The 19547-nt window shown below is 75.5% G+C and carries 20 protein-coding genes; 17 read left to right on the top strand and 3 right to left on the bottom strand.

All coding sequences use genetic code 11. The annotated features are described in order from the left end of the window. Window positions 1-150: 150 nt before the first annotated feature. The 3 genes from purD (at window position 151) to HOP40_RS05740 (ending at window position 3422) form a co-directional block, all read left to right on the top strand. A complete protein-coding gene (gene purD / locus HOP40_RS05750; protein ID WP_172155350.1) occupies window positions 151-1416 on the top strand; it encodes a phosphoribosylamine--glycine ligase in 1266 nt (421 codons plus the stop codon). A gap of 107 nt (window positions 1417-1523) precedes the next feature. After that, complete coding sequence (locus HOP40_RS05745; protein WP_172167906.1) at window positions 1524-2648, top strand: aminotransferase class I/II-fold pyridoxal phosphate-dependent enzyme; 1125 nt, start codon at window positions 1524-1526, stop codon at window positions 2646-2648. Window positions 2649-2669: 21 nt separating this feature from the next. Continuing rightward, window positions 2670-3422, top strand: coding sequence for a potassium channel family protein (locus HOP40_RS05740; protein WP_172155348.1), 753 nt, complete (start codon window positions 2670-2672; stop codon window positions 3420-3422). On the opposite strand, the gene HOP40_RS05735 is transcribed toward HOP40_RS05740, so the two are convergent. Beyond that, window positions 3373-4515 carry a threonine aldolase family protein gene (locus tag HOP40_RS05735; protein WP_172155346.1) on the bottom strand — a complete coding sequence of 381 codons (1143 nt, stop codon included), beginning with the start codon at window positions 4513-4515 and terminating at the stop codon, window positions 3373-3375. The genes HOP40_RS05740 and HOP40_RS05735 overlap by 50 nt on opposite strands. 151 nt (window positions 4516-4666) lie before the next feature. On the opposite strand from HOP40_RS05735, the gene HOP40_RS05730 reads away from it, so the two are divergent. From HOP40_RS05730 to HOP40_RS05705, 6 genes are all read left to right on the top strand, one after another. Then, window positions 4667-5179 (top strand): SigE family RNA polymerase sigma factor, encoded by a 513-nt coding sequence (locus HOP40_RS05730; RefSeq protein WP_172155344.1) that lies wholly within the window; start codon window positions 4667-4669, stop codon window positions 5177-5179. 19 nt (window positions 5180-5198) lie between these two features. Beyond that, a complete protein-coding gene (locus HOP40_RS05725; protein WP_172155342.1) occupies window positions 5199-5939 on the top strand; it encodes a hypothetical protein in 741 nt (246 codons plus the stop codon). Between the two features lie 373 nt (window positions 5940-6312). Continuing rightward, window positions 6313-6891, top strand: coding sequence for a TetR/AcrR family transcriptional regulator (locus tag HOP40_RS05720; RefSeq protein WP_172155340.1), 579 nt, complete (start codon window positions 6313-6315; stop codon window positions 6889-6891). Window positions 6892-6902: 11 nt separating this feature from the next. Beyond that, the gene (gene purB, locus HOP40_RS05715) at window positions 6903-8312 is read left to right on the top strand and encodes an adenylosuccinate lyase (protein ID WP_172155338.1); all 1410 of its coding nucleotides are present in this window, start codon (window positions 6903-6905) and stop codon (window positions 8310-8312) included. After that, window positions 8309-9151, top strand: a complete 843-nt coding sequence (locus tag HOP40_RS05710) for a phosphoribosylaminoimidazolesuccinocarboxamide synthase (RefSeq protein ID WP_172155336.1) — start codon at window positions 8309-8311, stop codon at window positions 9149-9151. Before purB ends, HOP40_RS05710 begins: the two co-directional genes overlap by 4 nt. A gap of 50 nt (window positions 9152-9201) precedes the next feature. Further along, on the top strand, window positions 9202-9924 hold the full coding sequence (locus HOP40_RS05705; RefSeq protein ID WP_172155334.1) for a DUF2334 domain-containing protein: 723 nt from the start codon (window positions 9202-9204) through the stop codon (window positions 9922-9924). A 48-nt stretch (window positions 9925-9972) separates the two neighbouring features. Here HOP40_RS05705 and HOP40_RS05700 read toward each other — a convergent pair whose 3' ends face one another. Both HOP40_RS05700 and HOP40_RS05695 read right to left on the bottom strand, forming a co-directional pair. Then, on the bottom strand, window positions 9973-10614 hold the full coding sequence (locus HOP40_RS05700) for an MBL fold metallo-hydrolase (protein ID WP_172155332.1): 642 nt from the start codon (window positions 10612-10614) through the stop codon (window positions 9973-9975). 197 nt (window positions 10615-10811) lie between these two features. After that, on the bottom strand, window positions 10812-11801 hold the full coding sequence (locus HOP40_RS05695; RefSeq protein ID WP_172155330.1) for an NAD-dependent epimerase/dehydratase family protein: 990 nt from the start codon (window positions 11799-11801) through the stop codon (window positions 10812-10814). Window positions 11802-11888: 87 nt separating this feature from the next. Between HOP40_RS05695 and HOP40_RS05690 the strand changes: the two genes are divergently transcribed. The 8 genes from HOP40_RS05690 to HOP40_RS05655 are packed head-to-tail and all read left to right on the top strand — an operon-like array spanning window position 11889 to window position 19450. Then, window positions 11889-12644, top strand: coding sequence for an alpha/beta fold hydrolase (locus HOP40_RS05690; protein ID WP_172155328.1), 756 nt, complete (start codon window positions 11889-11891; stop codon window positions 12642-12644). 20 nt (window positions 12645-12664) lie between these two features. Next, complete coding sequence (gene purS, locus HOP40_RS05685) at window positions 12665-12916, top strand: phosphoribosylformylglycinamidine synthase subunit PurS (RefSeq protein WP_172155326.1); 252 nt, start codon at window positions 12665-12667, stop codon at window positions 12914-12916. Then, complete coding sequence (gene purQ, locus HOP40_RS05680; RefSeq protein ID WP_172155324.1) at window positions 12913-13584, top strand: phosphoribosylformylglycinamidine synthase subunit PurQ; 672 nt, start codon at window positions 12913-12915, stop codon at window positions 13582-13584. Before purS ends, purQ begins: the two co-directional genes overlap by 4 nt. A gap of 31 nt (window positions 13585-13615) precedes the next feature. Further along, entirely contained in the window at window positions 13616-14731 is a 1116-nt protein-coding gene (locus HOP40_RS05675) for a PP2C family protein-serine/threonine phosphatase (protein WP_240157531.1), read from the top strand. Further along, on the top strand, window positions 14728-16320 hold the full coding sequence (locus tag HOP40_RS05670; RefSeq protein WP_172155320.1) for a sensor histidine kinase: 1593 nt from the start codon (window positions 14728-14730) through the stop codon (window positions 16318-16320). Before HOP40_RS05675 ends, HOP40_RS05670 begins: the two co-directional genes overlap by 4 nt. After that, on the top strand, window positions 16307-16759 hold the full coding sequence (locus HOP40_RS05665; protein WP_172155318.1) for a response regulator: 453 nt from the start codon (window positions 16307-16309) through the stop codon (window positions 16757-16759). Before HOP40_RS05670 ends, HOP40_RS05665 begins: the two co-directional genes overlap by 14 nt. Before the next feature lie 28 nt (window positions 16760-16787). After that, window positions 16788-19082, top strand: coding sequence for a phosphoribosylformylglycinamidine synthase subunit PurL (gene purL / locus HOP40_RS05660; protein WP_172155316.1), 2295 nt, complete (start codon window positions 16788-16790; stop codon window positions 19080-19082). Continuing rightward, the gene (locus tag HOP40_RS05655; protein ID WP_172155314.1) at window positions 19079-19450 is read left to right on the top strand and encodes a sterol carrier family protein; all 372 of its coding nucleotides are present in this window, start codon (window positions 19079-19081) and stop codon (window positions 19448-19450) included. Before purL ends, HOP40_RS05655 begins: the two co-directional genes overlap by 4 nt. Window positions 19451-19547 lie beyond the last annotated feature (97 nt).

Below are 19547 nucleotides of genomic sequence, written 5' to 3'. Positions count from 1 at the left end.
AGGTGGAGAAGGCGGGGTCGGATCGACTACGCGCACACTCTCCCGCTCCGGCGACGGTGCGGTCACGGCGGGAAGTCGGACCCGTGTCGGGGCGCTGAACGACGGGTGCGCCGACGCGGCCCCGCGGGCGCCGCTCTAGGCTTCCCGACCGTGCGCGTCCTGGTCGTCGGGTCCGGTGCTCGAGAGCACGCCATCCTCCTCGCCCTCGCGCAGGATCCCGGGGTGACGGCGCTCGCCTGCGCCCCGGGCAACGCGGGAACGGCGTCGGTCGCCGAGCAGCGGGGGCTCGACGTCCTCGATCCGGCCGCCGTCACGGCGCTGGCCGGCGAGTGGCGGGCCGACCTCGTCGTGATCGGTCCGGAGGTGCCGCTCGTCGCGGGCGTCGCCGACGCCGTGCGCGCCGCCGGGATCGCGTGCTTCGGCCCGGGCGCCGACGCCGCGCGGATCGAGGGCTCCAAGGCGTTCGCCAAGGACGTCATGGGCGCTGCCGGAGTGGCGACCGCCGGGTGCGAGATCGTCGACAACCCCGCGCACCTCGACGCCGCGCTCGACCGCTCCACCCCGCCCTACGTCGTCAAGGACGACGGGCTCGCCGCGGGCAAGGGCGTCGTCGTCACCTCCGACCGCGACCTCGCGCGCGCCCACGCCATGACGCTGCTCGACGGCGGGCACCCGGTGCTGCTGGAGGCCTTCCTCGACGGGCCGGAGGCGTCGCTGTTCTGCCTCGTCGACGGCGAGGTGGTCGTGCCGCTGCTGCCCGCGCAGGACTTCAAGCGCGTCGGCGACGACGACACCGGCCCCAACACCGGCGGGATGGGCGCCTACGCGCCGCTGCCGTGGGCCCCGCCGGACCTCGCCGACGAGCTGGTGGAGTCCGTCGTCGCGCCGGTCGCGCGGGAGATGGTGGCGCGCGGCACCCCGTTCACGGGCCTGCTCTACGCCGGGCTGGCGCTCACCTCGCAGGGCCCGTCGGTGATCGAGTTCAACTGCCGCTTCGGCGACCCGGAGACCCAGGCCGTGCTCGCGCTGCTGCGCACGCCGCTCGCCGGGCTGCTGCACGCCACCGCGACCGGCACCCTCGCCGACCTGCCCCCGCTGGAGTGGGCCGAGGGCGCCGCGGTCACCGTCGTCGTCGCGGCCGAGGGCTACCCCGGGACCCCGCGGCTGGGCGACCCGATCACCGGCGCCGACGCCGACGGCGTCCTGCACGCGGGCACCCGCCGCCGCGACGACGGGGCGGTCGTGTCCTCGGGCGGACGGGTGCTGTCGGTCGTGGGCACCGGCGCCGACCTCGCCGCGGCCCGCGACGACGCCTACCGCCGGCTCGAGGGCGTGCACCTCGCCGGCTCGCACCACCGCACCGACATCGCGCTGCGCGCCGTGCGCGGGGAGATCGGCGTGCCCTCGGTGCGGTGACCGCCCGAGGTGGGCCGGTCGCCGTCGCCGCGGTTTCCTAGGGTGAGGGCGTGTCGATCCCCCTGCCCACCGCCTCCCGCCGCGCCGAGATCCCCCCGTTCCACGTCATGGACGTGTGGGCGGCGGCCGGGGAGCGGCAGCGCACCCACGGCGACCTGGTCAACCTCTCGGCCGGTCAGCCCTCCACCGGCGCCCCCGCCGCGGTGCGGGCGGCGGCGACCACCGCGATCGCGGAGCAGGTCCTCGGCTACACCGTCGCGCTGGGCGTCCCGGAGCTGCGCGCCGCGATCGCCGGCCACTACGGGCGCACGTACGGGCTCGACGTGCCGCCCGAGCAGGTCGTCGTCACCACCGGGTCGTCGGGCGGGTTCCTGCTGGCGTTCCTGGCGGCGTTCGACGCGGGCGACCGCGTGGCGATGGCCCGTCCCGGCTACCCCTGCTACCGCAACATCCTGTCCGCCCTGGGCTGCGAGGTCGTCGAGCTGCCGTGCGGTCCGGAGACCCGCTACCAGCCGACCGTCGAGATGCTGGAGGCGCTCGACGAGCCGGTGAAGGGCCTCGTCGTCGCCAGCCCGGCCAACCCGACCGGCACGGTGCTCGCCCCCGCCGAGCTCGCGGCGCTGGCCACCCACTGCGAGGCGACCGGCGTGCAGCTCGTCAGCGACGAGATCTACCACGGCATCTCCTATCCGGGCACCCCCGCGACCACGTGCGCGTGGGAGACCTCGCGCGAGGCGGTCGTCGTCAACTCCTTCTCGAAGTACTTCTCGATGACGGGCTGGCGGCTGGGCTGGCTGCTGCTCCCGCCGCGGCTGCTGCGCGCGGCCGACCGCGTCGCCGGGAACTTCACCGTCTGCCCGCCCGCGCTCGCGCAGCAGGCGGCGCTCGGGGCGTTCGCGGAGTCGAGCTACGCCGAGGCCGACGGCCACGTCGGGCGCTACGCGGTGAACCGCGAGCTGCTGCTCTCCGGGCTGGCCCGCCTGGGCATCACGCAGGTCGCGCCGCCCGACGGGGCGTTCTACGTCTACGCCGAGGTCTCGCACCTGGCGGCCGACTCGATGGACCTCGTCTACCGGCTGCTCGCCGACGTCGGGCTGGCCGTCGCGCCCGGTCTCGACTTCGACCCCGTCGACGGGCACCGCTGGATCCGGCTGTCCTGCGCCGGGTCGACCGAGGACGTGCGCGAGGCGCTGGTGCGGCTGGAGGCGTGGATCGGGACGGTTCCCCGCTGATCGGGATTACTGTCCCGCGGCATGGACGGTGAACCGCGCATCGAGGCCTGGGACCGGCGGGTCGACTGGTGGCTCACCGCGCTGGCGGTGGTGTTCCTCGCCGCGTACGCGTGGCAGGTGCTCGACCCGGCGATGCCCGAGCCGGGGGCGACGCTGCTGGAGGCGCTCGTCACCGGCATCTGGATCACGTTCGGCCTCGACTACGTCGTGCGGATCTGCCTGGCGCACCGGCGCTGGCGGTACGTCGGCACGCACCTGCTGGACCTCGCGATCCTGGTGCTGCCCATGTTCCGGCAGCTCCGCGCGCTGCGGGTGATCACCGTCATCAGCGTGCTCAACCGCCAGCTCCGCGACGACGCCCGCGGCCGGGTCGTGTTCTACGTCGTCGGCAGCGTGACGCTGATCGGGTTCGTCGCCTCGCTGGCCGTGCTCGACGCCGAGCGCGACGCACCCGGCGCGTCGATCACGACGTTCGGCGACGCCGTCTGGTGGACGCTGACGACCGTCTCGACCGTGGGCTACGGCGACCGCTTCCCCGTGACGTTCGAGGGGCGGGTCGTCGCCGGGGCGCTGATGGTGGCCGGGATCGCGCTGCTCGGCGTCGTCACCGCGTCGATCGCGAGCTGGTTCGTGGAGAACCTGCGGCGCGCGGGGGAGAAGGCGGCCGAGGACATCGAGGACGTCGAAGGGCAGCTGGGCGCGGTGCTGGCCGAGCTGCGGGCGCTCAACGCCCGTCTGGACGCACTGGAGCGCGACCGGCGTCCGGCGTCCTGAGCCCGCGCTGCACCGGGGCGTAGACGGAGCGGCCGGCGCTGCCGTCGCCCGGGGCGCCGATGCGCTCGAGCGCGGCGGCGATGTCGGCGTCGTCGACGTCGGCGTGGGTCATCAACCGGACCTGCCCCGACATCGCCGACGCCCGGACGCCCGCCTCCTCGAAGCGGTTCAGCGTGCCGTCGAGGTCGGCGACGGCGACGAGCACGATGTTGGTCTGCGGCACCGCGGCCTGCCAGCCGCGCTCGCGCAGGCCGTCGGCGAGGGTGCCGGCGCGGCGGTGGTCGTCGGCGAGGCGGTCGATCCGGTCCAGCGCGACGAGACCGGCGGCGGCCAGCACCCCGCCCTGGCGGACACCGCCGCCGAGCATCTTGCGCAGCCGCCGGGCCTCCTCGACGAACTCCGCGGACCCCGCGACCAGGGAGCCCACCGGGGCGCCGAGGCCCTTGCTCAGGCACACCTGCACGGTGTCGGCGCCGACGGTGAGCGCGCCCGGGGGCACCCCGAGCGCGGCGGCGGCGTTCCACAGGCGTGCGCCGTCGAGGTGCACGCGCAGCTTCGCGGCGCGCGCGGCTGCGGCCACGGCGGCGTGCTCCTCGGGCGCGGTGACGGTGCCGCCGGAGGCGTTGTGGGTGTTCTCCAGGCACAGCAGGGTGGTGCGCAGCGTGTAGTACGGGCCGGTGCTGCCGGCCGCGCGGCGCACGGCGTCGGGGGTGAGCTTGCCCGGCCCGCCGTCGTGCGGCAGCGGGCGCGGCATGCCGCCGGCGAGCCACGCGGCGGTGCCCAGCTCGGCGTCGAGGACGTGCGCGCCGGCCGGGGCCAGGAACGCGTCTCCGCGGGCGACGTGCGCCATCAGCGCGATGAGGTTGCCCATCGAGCCGCTCGGCGTCCAGAGCGCGTCGGCGGCGCCGAGCAGGCCCGCGACGCGGTTCTCGAGCTCGCGCATCGTGGGGTCGCGGTCGAGGACGTCGTCGCCCACCTCGGCCGCGGCCATCGCCGCGCGCATCTCCTTGGTGGGCCGGGTGACGGTGTCCGAGCGCAGATCGATCGGACCTGCTTTCGCGGACGCCCGGCGGGAACGTGAGGTGGGTCGCACAGCACCCGATTCAACCAGCCGGATCCGGTGCGGTTGCGCGAGGGTCACGGTCCGGTCACGAGATTGCGCCGATCGGGGGAAGCTCGCGGAGGCGTGCAACCGTGGCCGACCGCGCGCCCGTCCAGGGGGCGACGGGGAGGAGGGGACCGCGGTGGACCAGGCCGCCGAGGCGGAGTTCGAGGCGTACTTCCGGGCGCGCCGCGACGCCGTCCGCCGCACCGCGTACCTGCTCTGCGGCGACTGGCACCGCGCCGACGACCACGCCCAGGCCGCGTTCGTCGCGCTGCACCGGCACTGGCGGCGCATCCGCGACCGGGGCGCGCTCGACGCGTGGATGCGGCGGACCGTGGTGCGGTCGGTCGTGGACGAGTCGCGGCGGCCGTGGCGGCGGGAGCGGTCCACCGACGTCGTGGAGGCGGGGGCGGTGGCATCCGGCTCCGACGGGGTGGCCACGCGGCACGTCCTCGTCGACGGGCTGCGTTCCGTCCCGCCGCGCCAGCGGGCCGTGCTCGTGCTGCGCTACCTGGAGGGGCTCGACGTCGCCGGCACGGCCGCCGCGCTGGGCTGCTCGGAGGGCACGGTGAAGAGCCAGACCTCGCACGGGCTCGCCGCCCTGCGCGCGGTGCTGGGCGACGCGCTCGACGACCTGCGACCGGCCGGCTGAGAGGGAGAGGAGGAGTTCGATGACCGACGACGACCGCATCGCGGCCCTGTTCTCCGAGGCCGCCTCGGACGCCCCGCCGCCCGGGTTCGACCACGACCGCGTGGTCGCGACCTCCCGGCGGATCACCGCCCGCCGCCGCTCCGCCGTGCTCGGCGGCGCGATGGCGCTGCTCGTCGTCACCGGGGTGGGAGTGGCGACCGGGCTGCCCGGCTCCGGTGCCGGCTCCGGTGAGCTGACGTCGGCCGCGGCACCCGCCGCCGCGCCCGAGGCGCCCGCGGACCCGGCGCCCGCCGGGTCGGCGCTCGCGGAGTCGGCTCCGGCGGAGGACGCCGCGGCCCAGGCGCCGGAGGCTCAGCTCCCGGAGTCGCTGCGCGACCAGCCGGAGTTCACCGGCGCGCCGCTCGGCCCGGGCACCACGGAGTGCGCGCAGCGCCAGGACCCGGCGCTGCGGGCGTTCGTGGAGGAGGTGCTGCCGGAGGTGGCCGGCGCGACCGAGGCCGCGGTCACGATGGACTGCCGGCCCGGCGGGGAGCGGGGGGTGAGCCTGGAGGTCGACGACGCCGGCACCCCCGGCCTGCTGACGGTCGAGTACCTGCCGCCGGGCGAGGTGGCGGGGGCGACGAGCGGGACGTCGGCGTCGTCGGTGACGGCGTCGGGGGGCACGGTGGTGGTCACGGCCAGGGGTGACGGGCCGGGGGCGCCCGTGCCGTTCGAGGGCCGCCTGGACACCGCGGCCGCCTACCTGGCCCCCCGCCTGTAGACGCCGCCCGCCCCGCCCCGCCAGGGGCCGCGCCGCCCGCCCCCGCCGCGCCCGCCGCCCGCCCCCGCCCGCCCCCCGCCGCGCCCGCCGCCCGCCCCCCGCCCGCCAGCGCGCCGCCCGCCAGCGCCGCCGGCCCCCGCCGCGCCGCAGCCCGCCCGCCCGCCCGCCCCGCCGTCCGCCGCCCCCCTCCGCGTGACAGTGGAGTGGCTTTACTGCCACTGGGCGCCAGTGGAGCCACTTCACTGTCAATCGGGGGGCGGGGGGGCCGGGGGCGGGCGGGCGCAGCCCGCGGGGGCGCCGGCGCAGGGCCCTTGGCAGCGGCCGGGAGGGCGCCGCGGCGGGGCGCCGGTCCGCCGCGCGGGACACTGGAGTCGTGGGCACCCCGAAGGGCGAGCGCCGCCGCGCCGAGCTGGTGGCGGCCGCGGCCGACCTGCTGCGCTCCGGCGGCTTCGACGCCGTCCGCCACCGCGCCGTGGCCGAGCGGGCCGGGCTGCCGCTGTCGTCCACCACGTACTACTTCGACTCCCTCGACGACCTCGTCGTCGCCGCCACCGAGCGCACCAGCCGTGACGAGCTCGCCGAGGGCCGCGCCCGGCTCGACGCCCTCGCCGAGGGTCCGCCCGACACCGCCGCGCTGATCGAGATCGTCCTCGACCAGCTGCTCGGGCCCGAGTCCCGCGACGGCGGCCTCGACGCCGTGCTGCTGCGCTACGAGCGGCTCGTCGGCGCCGGGCGTCGCCCCTACCTCGCCCCGCTGATGCGCGAGCTGCGCGGCGAGCTCGACGCCCTGCTCGCCGAGGTCCTCGCCCGATGCGGGCGGCCGCTCGACCCGGACGCGCTGCGCGAGCTCGTCGCGCTCGTCGACGGGTTCGTGGTGAGCGGGCTCATCGAGGCCGACCCGGATCCGCGTGCGACGGCCCGCGAGGTGCTGTCGCGCGTGCTCGGTCCGTAGGCTGCCTGAACGTGATCCCCAACGTCCTGGCCGCGCGGTACGCGAGCCGTGAGCTCGTGGCGCTCTGGTCGCCCGAGAACAAGATCGTCCTGGAGCGCCGCCTGTGGATCGCGGTGCTGCGCGCCCAGCGCGAGCTCGGCGTCGAGGTGCCCGACGGCGTCGTCGAGGACTACGAGCGCGTCGTCGACCGCGTCGACCTCGCCTCGATCGCCGAGCGCGAGCGCGTCACGCGCCACGACGTGAAGGCGCGGATCGAGGAGTTCAACGCGCTCGCCGGCCACGAGCACGTCCACAAGGGGCTCACCAGCCGCGACCTCACCGAGAACGTCGAGCAGCTGCAGATCCGGCTGTCGCTGGAGCACGTGCGCGACCGCACCGTCGCCGTGCTGGCCCGGCTCGCCCGCCGCGCCGCGGAGAACGCCGAGCTGACGATGGCCGGGCGCAGCCACAACGTCGCCGCCCAGGCCACGACGCTCGGAAAGCGCTTCGCAAGCGCCGCCGACGAGCTGCTCGTCGCCTACGCGCGGCTGGAGGAGCTGCGGTCGCGCTACCCGCTGCGCGGCATCAAGGGCCCGATGGGCACCGCGCAGGACATGCTCGACCTCCTCGACGGCGACGCCGCCAAGCTCGCCGACCTGGAGACCCGCGTCGCCCGGCACCTCGGCTTCGAGGCGACGCTCACGAGCGTCGGCCAGGTCTACCCGCGCTCCCTGGACTTCGACGTGCTCACCGCGCTCGTCCAGCTCGCCGCCGGGCCGTCGTCGCTCGCGACCACGATCCGGCTGATGGCCGGGATCGAGCTGGCCACCGAGGGCTTCCAGCCGGGGCAGGTCGGCAGCTCGGCGATGCCGCACAAGATGAACTCGCGCTCCACCGAGCGGATCAACGGGATGATGGTCCTGCTGCGGGGCTACGCCGGCATGGCGGGCGAGCTGGCCGGGTCGCAGTGGAACGAGGGCGACGTCTCCGACTCCGTGGTCCGCCGCGTCGCCCTGCCCGACGCGTTCTTCGCGTTCGACGGGCTCGTCGAGACGACCCTCACCGTCCTCGACGAGTTCGGCGCCTATCCGGCCGTCATCGCCCGCGAGCTCGACCGCTACCTGCCCTTCCTCGCCACCACCTCGGTGCTGATGGCCGCGGTGCGGGCGGGCGTCGGGCGCGAGACGGCGCACGAGGTGATCAAGGAGCACGCGGTCGGCGTCGCGCTGGCCATGCGGGAGAAGGGCCAGTCCGAGAACGACCTGATGGCCCGCCTCGCCGCCGACGAGCGCCTCGGCGGGTCGTTCGACGGCCTGCTGACCGACCCGCTGGCGTTCACCGGTGCGGCCACCGCGCAGGTCGCGGCCGTCGTCGCGCGGGTGGACGGGATCGTCGCCGCCCACCCCGAGGCCGCCGTCTACACCCCCGGAGCCATCCTGTGAAGCTGCTGCACTCGGGCAAGGTCCGCGACGTCTACGCCGACGGCGACGACCTCGTCCTCGTCGCGTCCGACCGCCTCTCCATCTACGACGTCGTCCTGCCGACGCCCGTGCCGGACAAGGGCGCGCTGCTCACGCAGCTGTCGCTGTGGTGGTTCGAGCAGCTCACCGACCTGGTGCCGCACCACGTCGTCTCCGCGACCGACGTGCCCGCCGAGTTCGCCGGGCGCGCGGTGCGCTGCCGGCGGCTGGAGATGCTGCCCGTCGAGTGCATCGCGCGCGGCTACCTCGCCGGGCTGGGGCTCAAGGAGTACGAGAAGCAGGGCACGGTGTCGGGCGTCGCGCTGCCGCCGGGGCTCGTCGAGGGCTCGAAGCTGCCCGAGCCGATCTTCACGCCGACGACGAAGGCGCCGGTCGGGAAGCACGACGAGTTCCTGTCGTTCGCCGAGGTCGAGGAGCTGATCGGGGCCGAGCGCGCGGCGCGGGTGCGCGACCTCACGCTCGCGGTCTACACCCGCGGCGCCGAGACGGCCGCCGCGCAGGGCCTGCTGGTGGCCGACACGAAGCTCGAGTTCGGGCTCGACCCGTTGGGGGAGATCGTGCTCGCCGACGAGGTCCTGACGTCGGACTCCTCGCGCTTCTGGCCCGCCGACCGCTGGTCCCCGGGCGGGCCCCAGTTCTCGTTCGACAAGCAGTTCGTGCGCGACTGGTCGGCCGGGCTCGACTGGGACCGCACCCCGCCCGGCCCCGAGGTGCCCGCCGACGTCGTCGAGGCCACCCGGGCGCGGTACGTGGAGGTGTACGAGCGGCTCACCGGCCGTGAGTGGAAACCGTCGTCCTGACGACGGTCGCCACTCACGAGCCGTTCACGTCGGTGTGGCTCCATGACGGTGTGGCCCGCCTGATCGTCTCGCTGTCCGGTCTGACCGACGACTCCCTGCCGCGTGGCGCGGCGTTCGCCGAGGCGCTCGACGCCCGCGGCGTCGCGGTCTCGCAGCTCTACCGTCCCGGCGCCTGGGACGGGCGGTCCGACGCGCCGCTGGTCGGCTGGCTGCACGGGCGCCGGGAGCGCGGTGACGCGATCGTGCTGCACGGCTTCGACCACACCGCCGGCCCGGCCCGCGTCGGCCGACGTGCCGAGTTCGCCGCCCTGCCGCGGCACGAGGCCGGCCTGCGGCTGCGCGCGGCCCGGCGCACGCTCGGCGCGGTCGACCTGCGCACCGACCTGTTCGTCCCGCCCCGCTGGATCGCCTCCGCCGGCACGGTCGAGGCGCTGCGCGAGCAGGGCTTCACGATGTACGCCGACGAGAGCGGGGTGCACCGGCTCGACGCCCCCGGCGCGGTCCGCGCCCGCGTGCTCGGCTTCCGCGCGTCGGGGGACCGGCGGCCGGTCGCCGACGACGCCCGGGCGGCCGAGGCGTGGCGCTGCCGGGTGCTGGTGGCCGAGGTGGCGCGGGTCGTGCGCCGCGGCGGCGTCGCCCGGATCAACGTGCGTGCCAAGGACCTGCGCAAGCCGGCCCGGGTGGAGGCCGCGCTGGCGGCGGTCGACGCGGCGCTGGCGGCCGGCGCGGTGCCGGTGACCTACCGCCTCGCGGCGGCGCGCCGAGCGGCCTGACACTCCGGAAAGCCCGCGAGTCGGGCTCTCGTTGCGAGCGAGTCGCGCTCAGAGCGCGGTCGGCTCGCCCTCGTCGAGCACCCGGACCTCGGTGCCCTCGGGCGCGAGGGTGGTGAACAGCCCGTAGAACACCTGCGGCCGCGCGAGCAGGCCCTGGTGGATCGGCACGGCGGTGCGCGGGGTCATCGCGCGCAGGTAGTCGACGGACTCCGACGCCTTGAGCCACGGCGCCGCGGTCGGCAGCAGCAGCACGTCGACCGGGGTGGGCAGGACCGGGAAGGCGTCGCCGGGGTGCAGGTGCGTGCCGTCGACGAGGTAGGCGTTGTTGGGGATCACCGGCAGGTCGGGGTGGATGACGGCGTGGTCGCCGCCGAGCACCTCGACGCGGGCGCCGGCGAGGGCGAGGGCGTCGCCGGGCGTCGCGACCTCGTGGCCGGCGCCGGACAGCGGACCGGCCGACAGCTCGTCGGCGGTGCCGCGGTCGACGACCAGCCGGGCGTCCGGGTTGGCGCGCAGGAGTGCGGCGAGGCGGTCGGCGTCGAGGTGGTCGGGGTGCTGGTGGGTGACCAGCACGGCGTCGAGGCCGGTCAGGGACTCGAAGCCCGAGGAGAACGTGCCGGGATCGATCAGGAGCCGGGCCGCGCCGGTGTCGAGCAGCACGCAGCTGTGGCCGAAGTGGGTGATCTGCACGGGCCCAGCCTGCCACCGGAGTCGTGACCCGTGCCGGGTCGGACGACTCGCCGGGGGGAGCGGCGAACTCGCCGGACCCATTCGGCGAACTCGCGCAACGACAGCCCGACTCGCTCGCAACGAGACCGCGACTCGCGCGGTGGGAAGGGCGCGACTCGCTCGCAACGAGAGCCCGACTCGCGGGTTTGTGGTGGGGCTCAGGGGGCCGGCGGCAGGAGGGCCGCCTCCTCGGCGGGTGTGAGCCCCGCCTTCCGCTCCCGCCCCACGCCCAGGCTCCGCTCGTGCTCCAGGCTCGCCCGGACCGTGTCGGCGATCGGGCGGCACCGCAGGCCCGCCGCCGCGGCCGGGGCGGTGTCGCGGGCCGCGATCCCGGTGTGGGTGTCCGGCAGCCACAGGGGCAGCGAGCGCGGTCCCGACCACGGCGCCACCCCCGCCGCCTCCAGCGCGGCGGGCGCCAGCGGCACGAGGACGAGGTCGGGGGCGCCCACCGCGGCCGCGATCTCGTCGAGCACCGCGCCGAGGGTCGAGCGCGGCCCGCTGCCGTCGAACACGCCCGTCCGCCCCTCCTCCCCGCACGCGACGATCCACGCGGCCAGGTCCCGCACGTCGACGAGCTGCACGGGCTGGTCCCGGACGTCCGGCACGAGCGCCCGGCCGCCGCGGGCGAACCGGGCGGGCCAGTAGCCGAAGCGGTCGCTGAGGTCGCCGGGGCCGCAGATCAGCCCGGCGCGCACCACGAGCGACCGCGGGTGCCCCGCCCGCACGGCCTGCTCCGACGCCACCTTGACGGCCCCGTAGGCGTCCGGGCCGTCGGCGAGGTCGCCGGCCTCGCGCGGCTCCAGCAGCGGTGCGTCGACGCCCTGACCGGGCGTCGCGGGGTCGGCGTAGACGTTGAGCGTCGACACGAACGTCCAGTGCCCCGCGGTCGTGGCGAGCGCGTCCAGGGCGTCGCGCACCCAGGGCAGCGACATCGTCGCGACGTCGACGACGGCGTCGAACCGCTCCCCGCGCAGCGCGTCGAGGGCGCCGGGCGCGTCCCGGTCGGCGACGACGAGCGACGCGCCGTCCGGCACCGGCCCGGACTCCCCGCGCGCCACGCACACCACCTCGTGCCCCCGCGCGAGCGCCTCGGCCGCCACCGCGCGCGAGAGGAACCGCGTGCCGCCGAGGACCAGCCACCTGCCCATGACGGCAGCCTGGCGCGGCCGGGGACACCGATCAAGGCCGTTCGCCCAGGGCCGATGAGTTGGTGGCACGCCCTACGTCGTAGGGGCATGGAGAGCGGATACGCCGACGTGAACGGCCTGCACATGTACTACGAGATCCACGGCGAGGGCGGCACGCCGCTGGTCCTGCTGCACGGCGGGGTGATGACGATCGACCTCACCTACGCCGGCCTGATCCCCACCCTGGCGACGCGCCACCGCGTGATCGCCGTCGAGTTCCAGGCCCACGGCCGTACCGCCGACATCGACCGCGACATGACCTACCCGGCCCTGGCCGGCGACGTCGTGGCCCTGCTCGACCACCTCGGCGTCGACCGCGCCCACGTCATGGGCCACAGCATGGGCGGGGGCACCGCGCTCGAGCTCGCCGTGTCCCACCCCGACCGGCTCCTCTCGGTGGTGCCGATCTCGGCGAGCGTGCGCCCCGAGGGCTCCCACCCCGACCTCGCCGACCCCGGCACGTACGTCACCTCCACCCGGATGCCGACGGCGCAGGACTTCGCCGACATGTCCGAGGCCTACGCCCGCCTCTCGCCCCACCCGGAGCGGTTCGAGCAGCTCCCGATGCGGACGATGACGACGGTCGAGGGCTGGACCGGCTGGACCGACGAGCAGCTCGCCGCGATCACCGCGCCCGTGCTCGTCGTGCTCGGCGACCACGACTTCACGACCGCGGCGCACGGCGCGGTGATGCAGGAGCTGATCCCCGGGTCGCAGCTGGCGGTCCTGCCGGGCACCACGCACATGCAGGCCCCGCGGCGCGCCGACCTGCTCCTGCCCATGCTCGCGGCGTTCCTCGACTAGGCACCCGTAGGCTCTGGGGCGTGGCCAGAGTTGTGGTGGACGTGATGCCCAAACCGGAGATCCTCGACGTGCAGGGCCAGGCCGTCACGCGTGCGCTGGGCCGCATCGGCGTGGCCGGGGTGGCCGAGGTGCGGCAGGGCAAGCACTTCGAGCTCGACGTCGACGACTCGGTCGACGACGAGACCCTGCACCGGATCGCCGGCGAGCTGCTCGCCAACCCGGTGATCGAGGACTGGGTGGTGCGGCGCACGTCCGAGACGGTGCAGCCGTGAGGATCGGGGTCATCACGTTCCCCGGCACCCTCGACGACGTCGACGCGATCCGGGCGGTGCGCTACGCGGGCGCCGAGCCCGTCGCGCTGTGGCACGGCGACCACGACCTCGCCGGCGTCGACGCGGTGGTCGTGCCCGGCGGCTTCTCCTACGGCGACTACCTGCGCGCGGGCGCCATCGCGAGCCTCGCGCCGATCATGACCGAGGTGAAGGCCGCGGCCGCGGGCGGGATGCCGGTGCTGGGCATCTGCAACGGCTTCCAGATCCTCTGCGAGGCCGGGCTGCTCCCGGGTGCGCTGGTGCGCAACGCCGGGCTGCACTTCCTGTGCCGCGACCAGCGGCTGCGCGTCGAGTCGACCGACACCGCGTGGACCGGTGCCGCCACGGCGGGCCAGGAGATCGTGGTGCCGCTCAAGTCGGGCGAGGGCCGGTTCGTCGCCGACGCCGAGACGGTCGCGCGGCTCGAGGGCGAGGGGCGCGTCGTGTTCCGCTACCTGGGCGGCAACCCCAACGGCGCGCTCGCCGACATCGCGGGCGTCGCCTCGGCCGACGGCCGGGTCGTCGGCCTGATGCCGCACCCCGAGCACGCCATCGACCCGCTCACCGGCCCGTCCGATGACGGCCTCGTGCTGTTCACCTCGGTGCTGGGAGCGGCGGTCGGCAGCTGAGGTGACCCATCCCGGACGCGCTGTCCTCCTCGTGGAGGACGACCCCGGCGACGCCTTCCTCGTCGGGGAGCTGCTCGCCGAGGTCGAGCCGGAGCTGCGCCTGACGGTGGCGGCCTCCCTGCCGGAGGTCGTCGACGGCGGCCTGCTCGCGGACGCCGAGTGCGTCCTGCTCGACCTCAACCTGCCCGGCACGAACGGGCTGGAGGGCCTGCACGCCATCCTCCGCGCCGACGCCGGCGCGGCCGTCTGCGTGCTCACCGGCCTCGACGACGAGCACCTCGGCGTCGCCGCCGTCGCCGCGGGGGCGCAGGACTACCTGGTCAAGGGCAAGGTCGACGGGCCGCTGCTGATCCGCGCCATCCGCTACGCCGTGGAGCGTCGCCGCGCCGAGACCAGCCAGCTGCGGCTGCGCGAGGAGCAGCTGGTCGCGGCCGAGGCCACCCGCCTGGAGCGCGGTCTGCTCCCCACTCCGCTGCTCGACGGCAGCCCGGTGCGGGCCCGCGCGTTCTACCGCTCCGGCCGCGCCCGCAGCGTGCTGGGCGGCGACTTCTACGACGCCGTCCGCGGCCCCGACGGCACCGTGCACGCGATCATCGGCGACGTCTGCGGCCACGGCCCGGACGAGGCCGCGCTCGGCGCGCTGCTGCGGGTGTCGTGGCGCGCGCTCGTGCTCGCGGGCGTCGACGAGCCGCAGGTGCTGCCCAAGCTGCAGCAGGTGCTGGTCAGCGAGCGGCACGACGTCACCCTGTTCACGACGGTCTGCACGGTCGCGATCGCGCCCGACGGCGAGGCCCACGTGCGGCTCGCCGGGCACCCGGCGCCCGTCGTGATGCACCCGCCCGTGCAGGTCGAGCCGCTGATCGGGCTGCCGCTGGGCATCGCCGAGCACGCCGGCTGGGACGCCGAGCCCCTCGCGCTGCACCCGGGCTGGGCGCTGCTGCTCTACACCGACGGACTGATCGAGGGGAAGGGCCCGGTGCCCGACGAACCGCTGTGGCCCGAGGGCCTCATCCGGCTGCTGCACGACGAGCGCGACACCCCGCACGACGACCTGCCCGCCCGCCTCGTGGAGCGCGCGCAGGTCCTCAACGGCGGCCCGCTGTCCGACGACGTCGCCATCCTGCTGCTCTCGGCGGACCGGACGTGACGACCCGCCCCCTGCTGCGCCGCCGAGGCCGCGACGCCGAGGACCGCCGGCCGCTGCGGCGCCTGTTCACCGTCGGCGCCGTGCTGGTGGCGCTGCTCGCCCTCGCCGCGATCGTGCTCGGCGGCATGGCGCTGTCGGGCCTGTCGGCATCCCGGGCCGTGCTGCTGGACCGGGTCTCGCCCGCGCTGGACGCCGCGCAGGGCCTGTCCGTGGCGCTGCTCGACCAGGAGACCGGCGTCCGCGGCTACAGCCTCACGAACCGGCCCGAGTTCGTCACGCCCTACGACACCGGGCGGGCCGCCGAGGCCGCCTCGCTCACCGAGCTGCGCGAGCTCGTCGACCGCCAGGCCCTCGACGCCGACGTCGACGCGGTCGCCGCCGCGGCGCAGCGGTGGCGGGAGGGGTACGCCGACCCGGCCGTCGCCGCGGTCGCGAACGGGACGCCCGCGCCCGACGCCGTCCAGGGGCGGGTGCTGTTCGACCAGGTCCGCACGCGGGCCGACCTGCTGCAGCGCGACCTGACCGTCCGGCAGGCCGAGGCCCGGGCCGCCGTGGCGTCCGCGGCGGCGTTCGTGCAGTTCGCGGCCGTCGGCGTCGCCGGGGTGCTGGTCCTCGTGCTGGTCACCGTCGGGCTGGCGCTGAGCCGCACCGTCCTGCGCCCGGTGTCCGACCTCGCCGCGCAGGTGCGGGCCGTGGTCAACGGCGACGCCCAGCAGCAGGTCCGCGTCGACGGGCCGCGGGAGATCGTCGAGCTCGGGGCCGACGTCGAGGCGATGCGGGTGCACATCCTGGCCGACGTCGACCGCCTGGAGGAGGCGAACCGCCGGCTCGAGGAGCAGGGGCGCGAGCTGGAGCGCTCCAACCGCGACCTCGAGCAGTTCGCCTACGTCGCGAGCCACGACCTGCAGGAGCCGCTGCGCAAGGTGTCGAGCTTCTGCCAGCTCCTGCAGCGCCGCTACGGCGGGCAGCTCGACGACCGCGCCGACCAGTACATCGAGTTCGCCGTCGACGGCGCGCAGCGCATGCAGCGCCTGATCAACGACCTGCTCTCGTTCTCCCGCGTCGGCCGCACCACCGAGGGCTTCGTGCCGGTGCCGCTCGGCGAGGTCGCCGCGTCGGCCGCCGCCGGGCTGGAGACGACCCGCGCCGAGCTCGACGGCGAGGTCGTCGTCGGCGACCTGCCCACCGTCTCCGGCGACCCGCAGCTGCTGCGCCAGCTGTTCGCCAACCTCATCGGCAACGGCCTGAAGTTCCACCGCGAGGGCGTCGCCCCGGTCGTGCACGTCTCCGGGGAGGAGCGCGACGGCGTGGTCGAGGTCACCGTGCGCGACAACGGCATCGGCATCGACCCCGACTACCAGGACAAGGTCTTCGTGATCTTCCAGCGGCTGCACGCCCGCGACGTCTACGCCGGCACCGGGATCGGCCTGTCGCTGGCGAAGAAGATCGCGGAGTTCCACGGCGGCGGGATCCGCATCGTGCAGGGCGACGGGCCCGGTGCGACCCTCACCGTGAGCTTCCCGGCCGCCCCGGACCCCACCCGCACCGACGACGCCCCTCTCGAGGAGTCCCTGCATGACCACGCCTGAACCGCGGATCGTCAACGTCCTGCTCGTCGAGGACGACCCCGGCGACGTGCTGATGACCCGCGAGGCGTTCGACGAGTACCTGCACAACCGGCTCGACGTCGTCACCGACGGGGCGGAGGCGCTGTCCTACCTGCGCCGCGAGGACCCCTACACCGACGCGCCGCGGCCGGACCTGATCCTGCTGGACCTCAACCTCCCGCGCCGCGACGGCCGCGAGGTGCTCGCCGAGGTCAAGGACGACCCGGAGCTGCGCCACATCCCGGTGATCGTGCTGACGACCTCGCGCGCCGAGGAGGACGTGCTGCGCAGCTACCAGCTGCACGCCAACGCCTACGTCACCAAGCCGGTCGACTTCGAGGGCTTCATCGAGGCGATCAAGCAGATCGACCACTTCTTCGTGAGTGTGGTGCAGCTCCCGTCGGGCCGCGAGGGGAGCTGACCCCGGCCGTTCCGTAGGCTCAGGAGTCGTGGTCGCCTCCCCTCCCGTGCCCGCCGTCGACACCGTCGCCCGGGCCGCCGCCTCGCCGGACCAGCCGCAGCCCTACCGCGAGCTCGGCCTGAAGGACGACGAGTACGCGCGCATCCGCTCCATCCTCGGCCGCCGTCCGACCGACGCCGAGCTGGCCATGTACTCGGTCATGTGGAGCGAGCACTGCTCCTACAAGTCGTCCAAGGTGCACCTCGCCTACTTCGGCGAGCGGACGACGCCGGAGATGCGGAGCAAGATGCTGGCCGGGATCGGCGAGAACGCCGGCGTGGTCGACATCGGCGACGGGTGGGCCGTCACGTTCAAGGTCGAGTCGCACAACCACCCGTCCTACGTGGAGCCCTTCCAGGGCGCCGCCACCGGCGTCGGCGGGATCGTCCGCGACATCATGGCGATGGGCGCCCGCCCGATCGCGGTGGCCGACCCCCTGCGCTTCGGCCCGGCCGACGCCCCCGACACCGCGCGCGTGCTCCCCGGCGTCGTCGCGGGCGTGGGCACCTACGGCAACTCGCTGGGCCTGCCCAACATCGGCGGCGAGGTCGTCTTCGACGCGGGTTACGCGGGCAACCCGCTGGTCAACGCCCTGTGCGTCGGGGCCATGCGCACCGAGGACCTGCACCTGGCGTTCGCGTCGGGCACCGGCAACAAGATCGTCCTGTTCGGCGCGCGGACCGGGCTCGACGGCATCGGCGGCGTCTCCGTGCTGGCCAGCGAGACCTTCGGCGAGAGCACTGGGCGCAAGAAGCTCCCCAGCGTGCAGGTGGGCGACCCGTTCACCGAGAAGGTGCTCATCGAGTGCTGCCTGGAGCTGTTCCACGCCGGGCTGGTCGTCGGCATCCAGGACCTCGGCGGCGCCGGCCTGTCCTGCGCCACGAGCGAGCTCGCGAGCGCCGGTGACGGCGGCATGCGCATCGACCTCGACGCCGTGCACCTGCGCGCCACCGGCATGACGCCCGCGGAGATCCTGTCCAGCGAGTCGCAGGAGCGCATGTGCGCCGTCGTCCGGCCGGAGGACGTCGAGGCGTTCCTCGACGTCTGCCGCAAGTGGGACGTGCTGGCCGGCGTGATCGGCGAGGTCGTCGACGGGGGCCGGCTCGTCATCACCTGGCAGGGCGAGACCGTCGTCGACGTGCCGCCGCGCACCGTCGCCCACGACGGCCCGGTCTACCGGCGGCCCGTGCAGCGCGGCCCCGGCCAGGACGCGCTCGTCGCCGACGTCCCCGACCGGCTGCCCCGCCCGTCGGGCCCGCTGGAGCTGCGCGCGGAGATCCTGCGGATGGCCGCCAGCCCGAACCTGTGCAGCCGGGCCTGGGTCACCGACCAGTACGACCGCTACGTCCGCGGCAACACCGCGAGCGCGCAGCCGGCCGACGCGGGCGTGGTCCGCGTCGACGAGGTCACCGGGCGCGGCGTCGCCGTGGCCACCGACTGCAACGCCCGCTTCGTGGCGCTCGACCCCTACACCGGCGCGCAGCTCGCGCTGGCCGAGGCCTACCGCAACGTCGCCACCTCCGGCGCCGTGCCGCTGGCCGTGAGCGACTGCCTGAACTTCGGCTCGCCCGAGGACCCGCACGTCATGTGGCAGTTCCAGCAGGCCGTGCGTGGCATCGCCGACGGCTGCGCGCTGCTCGGCGTCCCGGTCACCGGCGGCAACGTCAGCTTCTACAACCAGACCGGCGACCGCGCGATCCTGCCGACGCCGGTGGTCGGCGTCCTCGGCGTCATCGACGACGTCGCGGGCCGCGTGCCGTCCGGCTTCACCCGCGACGGCGACGCCGTGGTGCTGCTGGGGGAGACCCGCGACGAGCTCGGCGGCAGCGAGTGGGCGCACGTGGTGCACGGGCACCTCGGCGGCCGCCCGCCCGCGGTCGACCTGGCCGCGGAGTTCCGCCTGGCGGGCCTGCTGGCCTCCTCGGCCGCGCGCGGCCTGCTCACCGGCTCGCACGACCTGTCCGACGGCGGGCTCGCGCAGGCCCTCGTCGAGGCCTGCCTGGTGGGCGGGCGCGGGGCGCGCGTCTCGCTGCCCCTGGCCGACGCGTTCGTGTCCCTGTTCGCCGAGTCGGCGGGCCGGGTGCTGGTCACCGTCGCGCCCGAGGACCTCGAGGAGCTGCTCGACGCCGCCGGCACCGCGAACGTGCCGGCGCAGATGCTCGGCACGACCGGCGGGTCGGCGCTGGCCGTGGGCGCGCTGGAGCCGCTGCCGCTCGCGGAGCTGCGCACCGCGTGGGAGGGCACCCTCCCGGCCCTGTTCGACGTGCCCGCCGCGGGCGCATGACCGCTGCGGACGACGGCGACGGGCTCGCCGAGGTGCTCGCCTGGCTCGACGGCGGCCCGGCGCCCGAGCGCCCCGTCCTGCGCGCCGCGGTCAAGGAGAGCCTCGCGGCCCTCGCCGTCGCGGCACCGGGCCGCAGCGTCGAGGTGCGGGTGCCGCCGTTCGGTGCCGTGCAGTGCATCCCGGGCCCGCGGCACACCCGCGGCACTCCGCCGAACGTGGTGGAGGCCGATCCGCGGACCTGGTTGGCGCTGGTGACGGGTCGCGTGAGCTGGGACGATGCCCTGAGGGACGGATCGGTGCGGGCCTCGGGCGCCCGGGCGGGCGACGTCGGGGCACTGCTCCCGCTGGGCCGAACGGCCCACAACTGATTGTCAGGCAAACTGATGAAACAGGACCGGACGTACTGGCGTAAGTACTGAACGATACGGAGAATCACGCCGTCCGGGGGTTCCTCCCCGACCATAC

It is taken from the genome of Pseudonocardia broussonetiae, from assembly GCF_013155125.1.
Lineage (GTDB): Bacteria > Actinomycetota > Actinomycetes > Mycobacteriales > Pseudonocardiaceae > Pseudonocardia > Pseudonocardia broussonetiae.
Note: the sequence above shows the minus strand (reverse complement) of the source record. Positions and strands in the feature narration are given on the sequence as shown.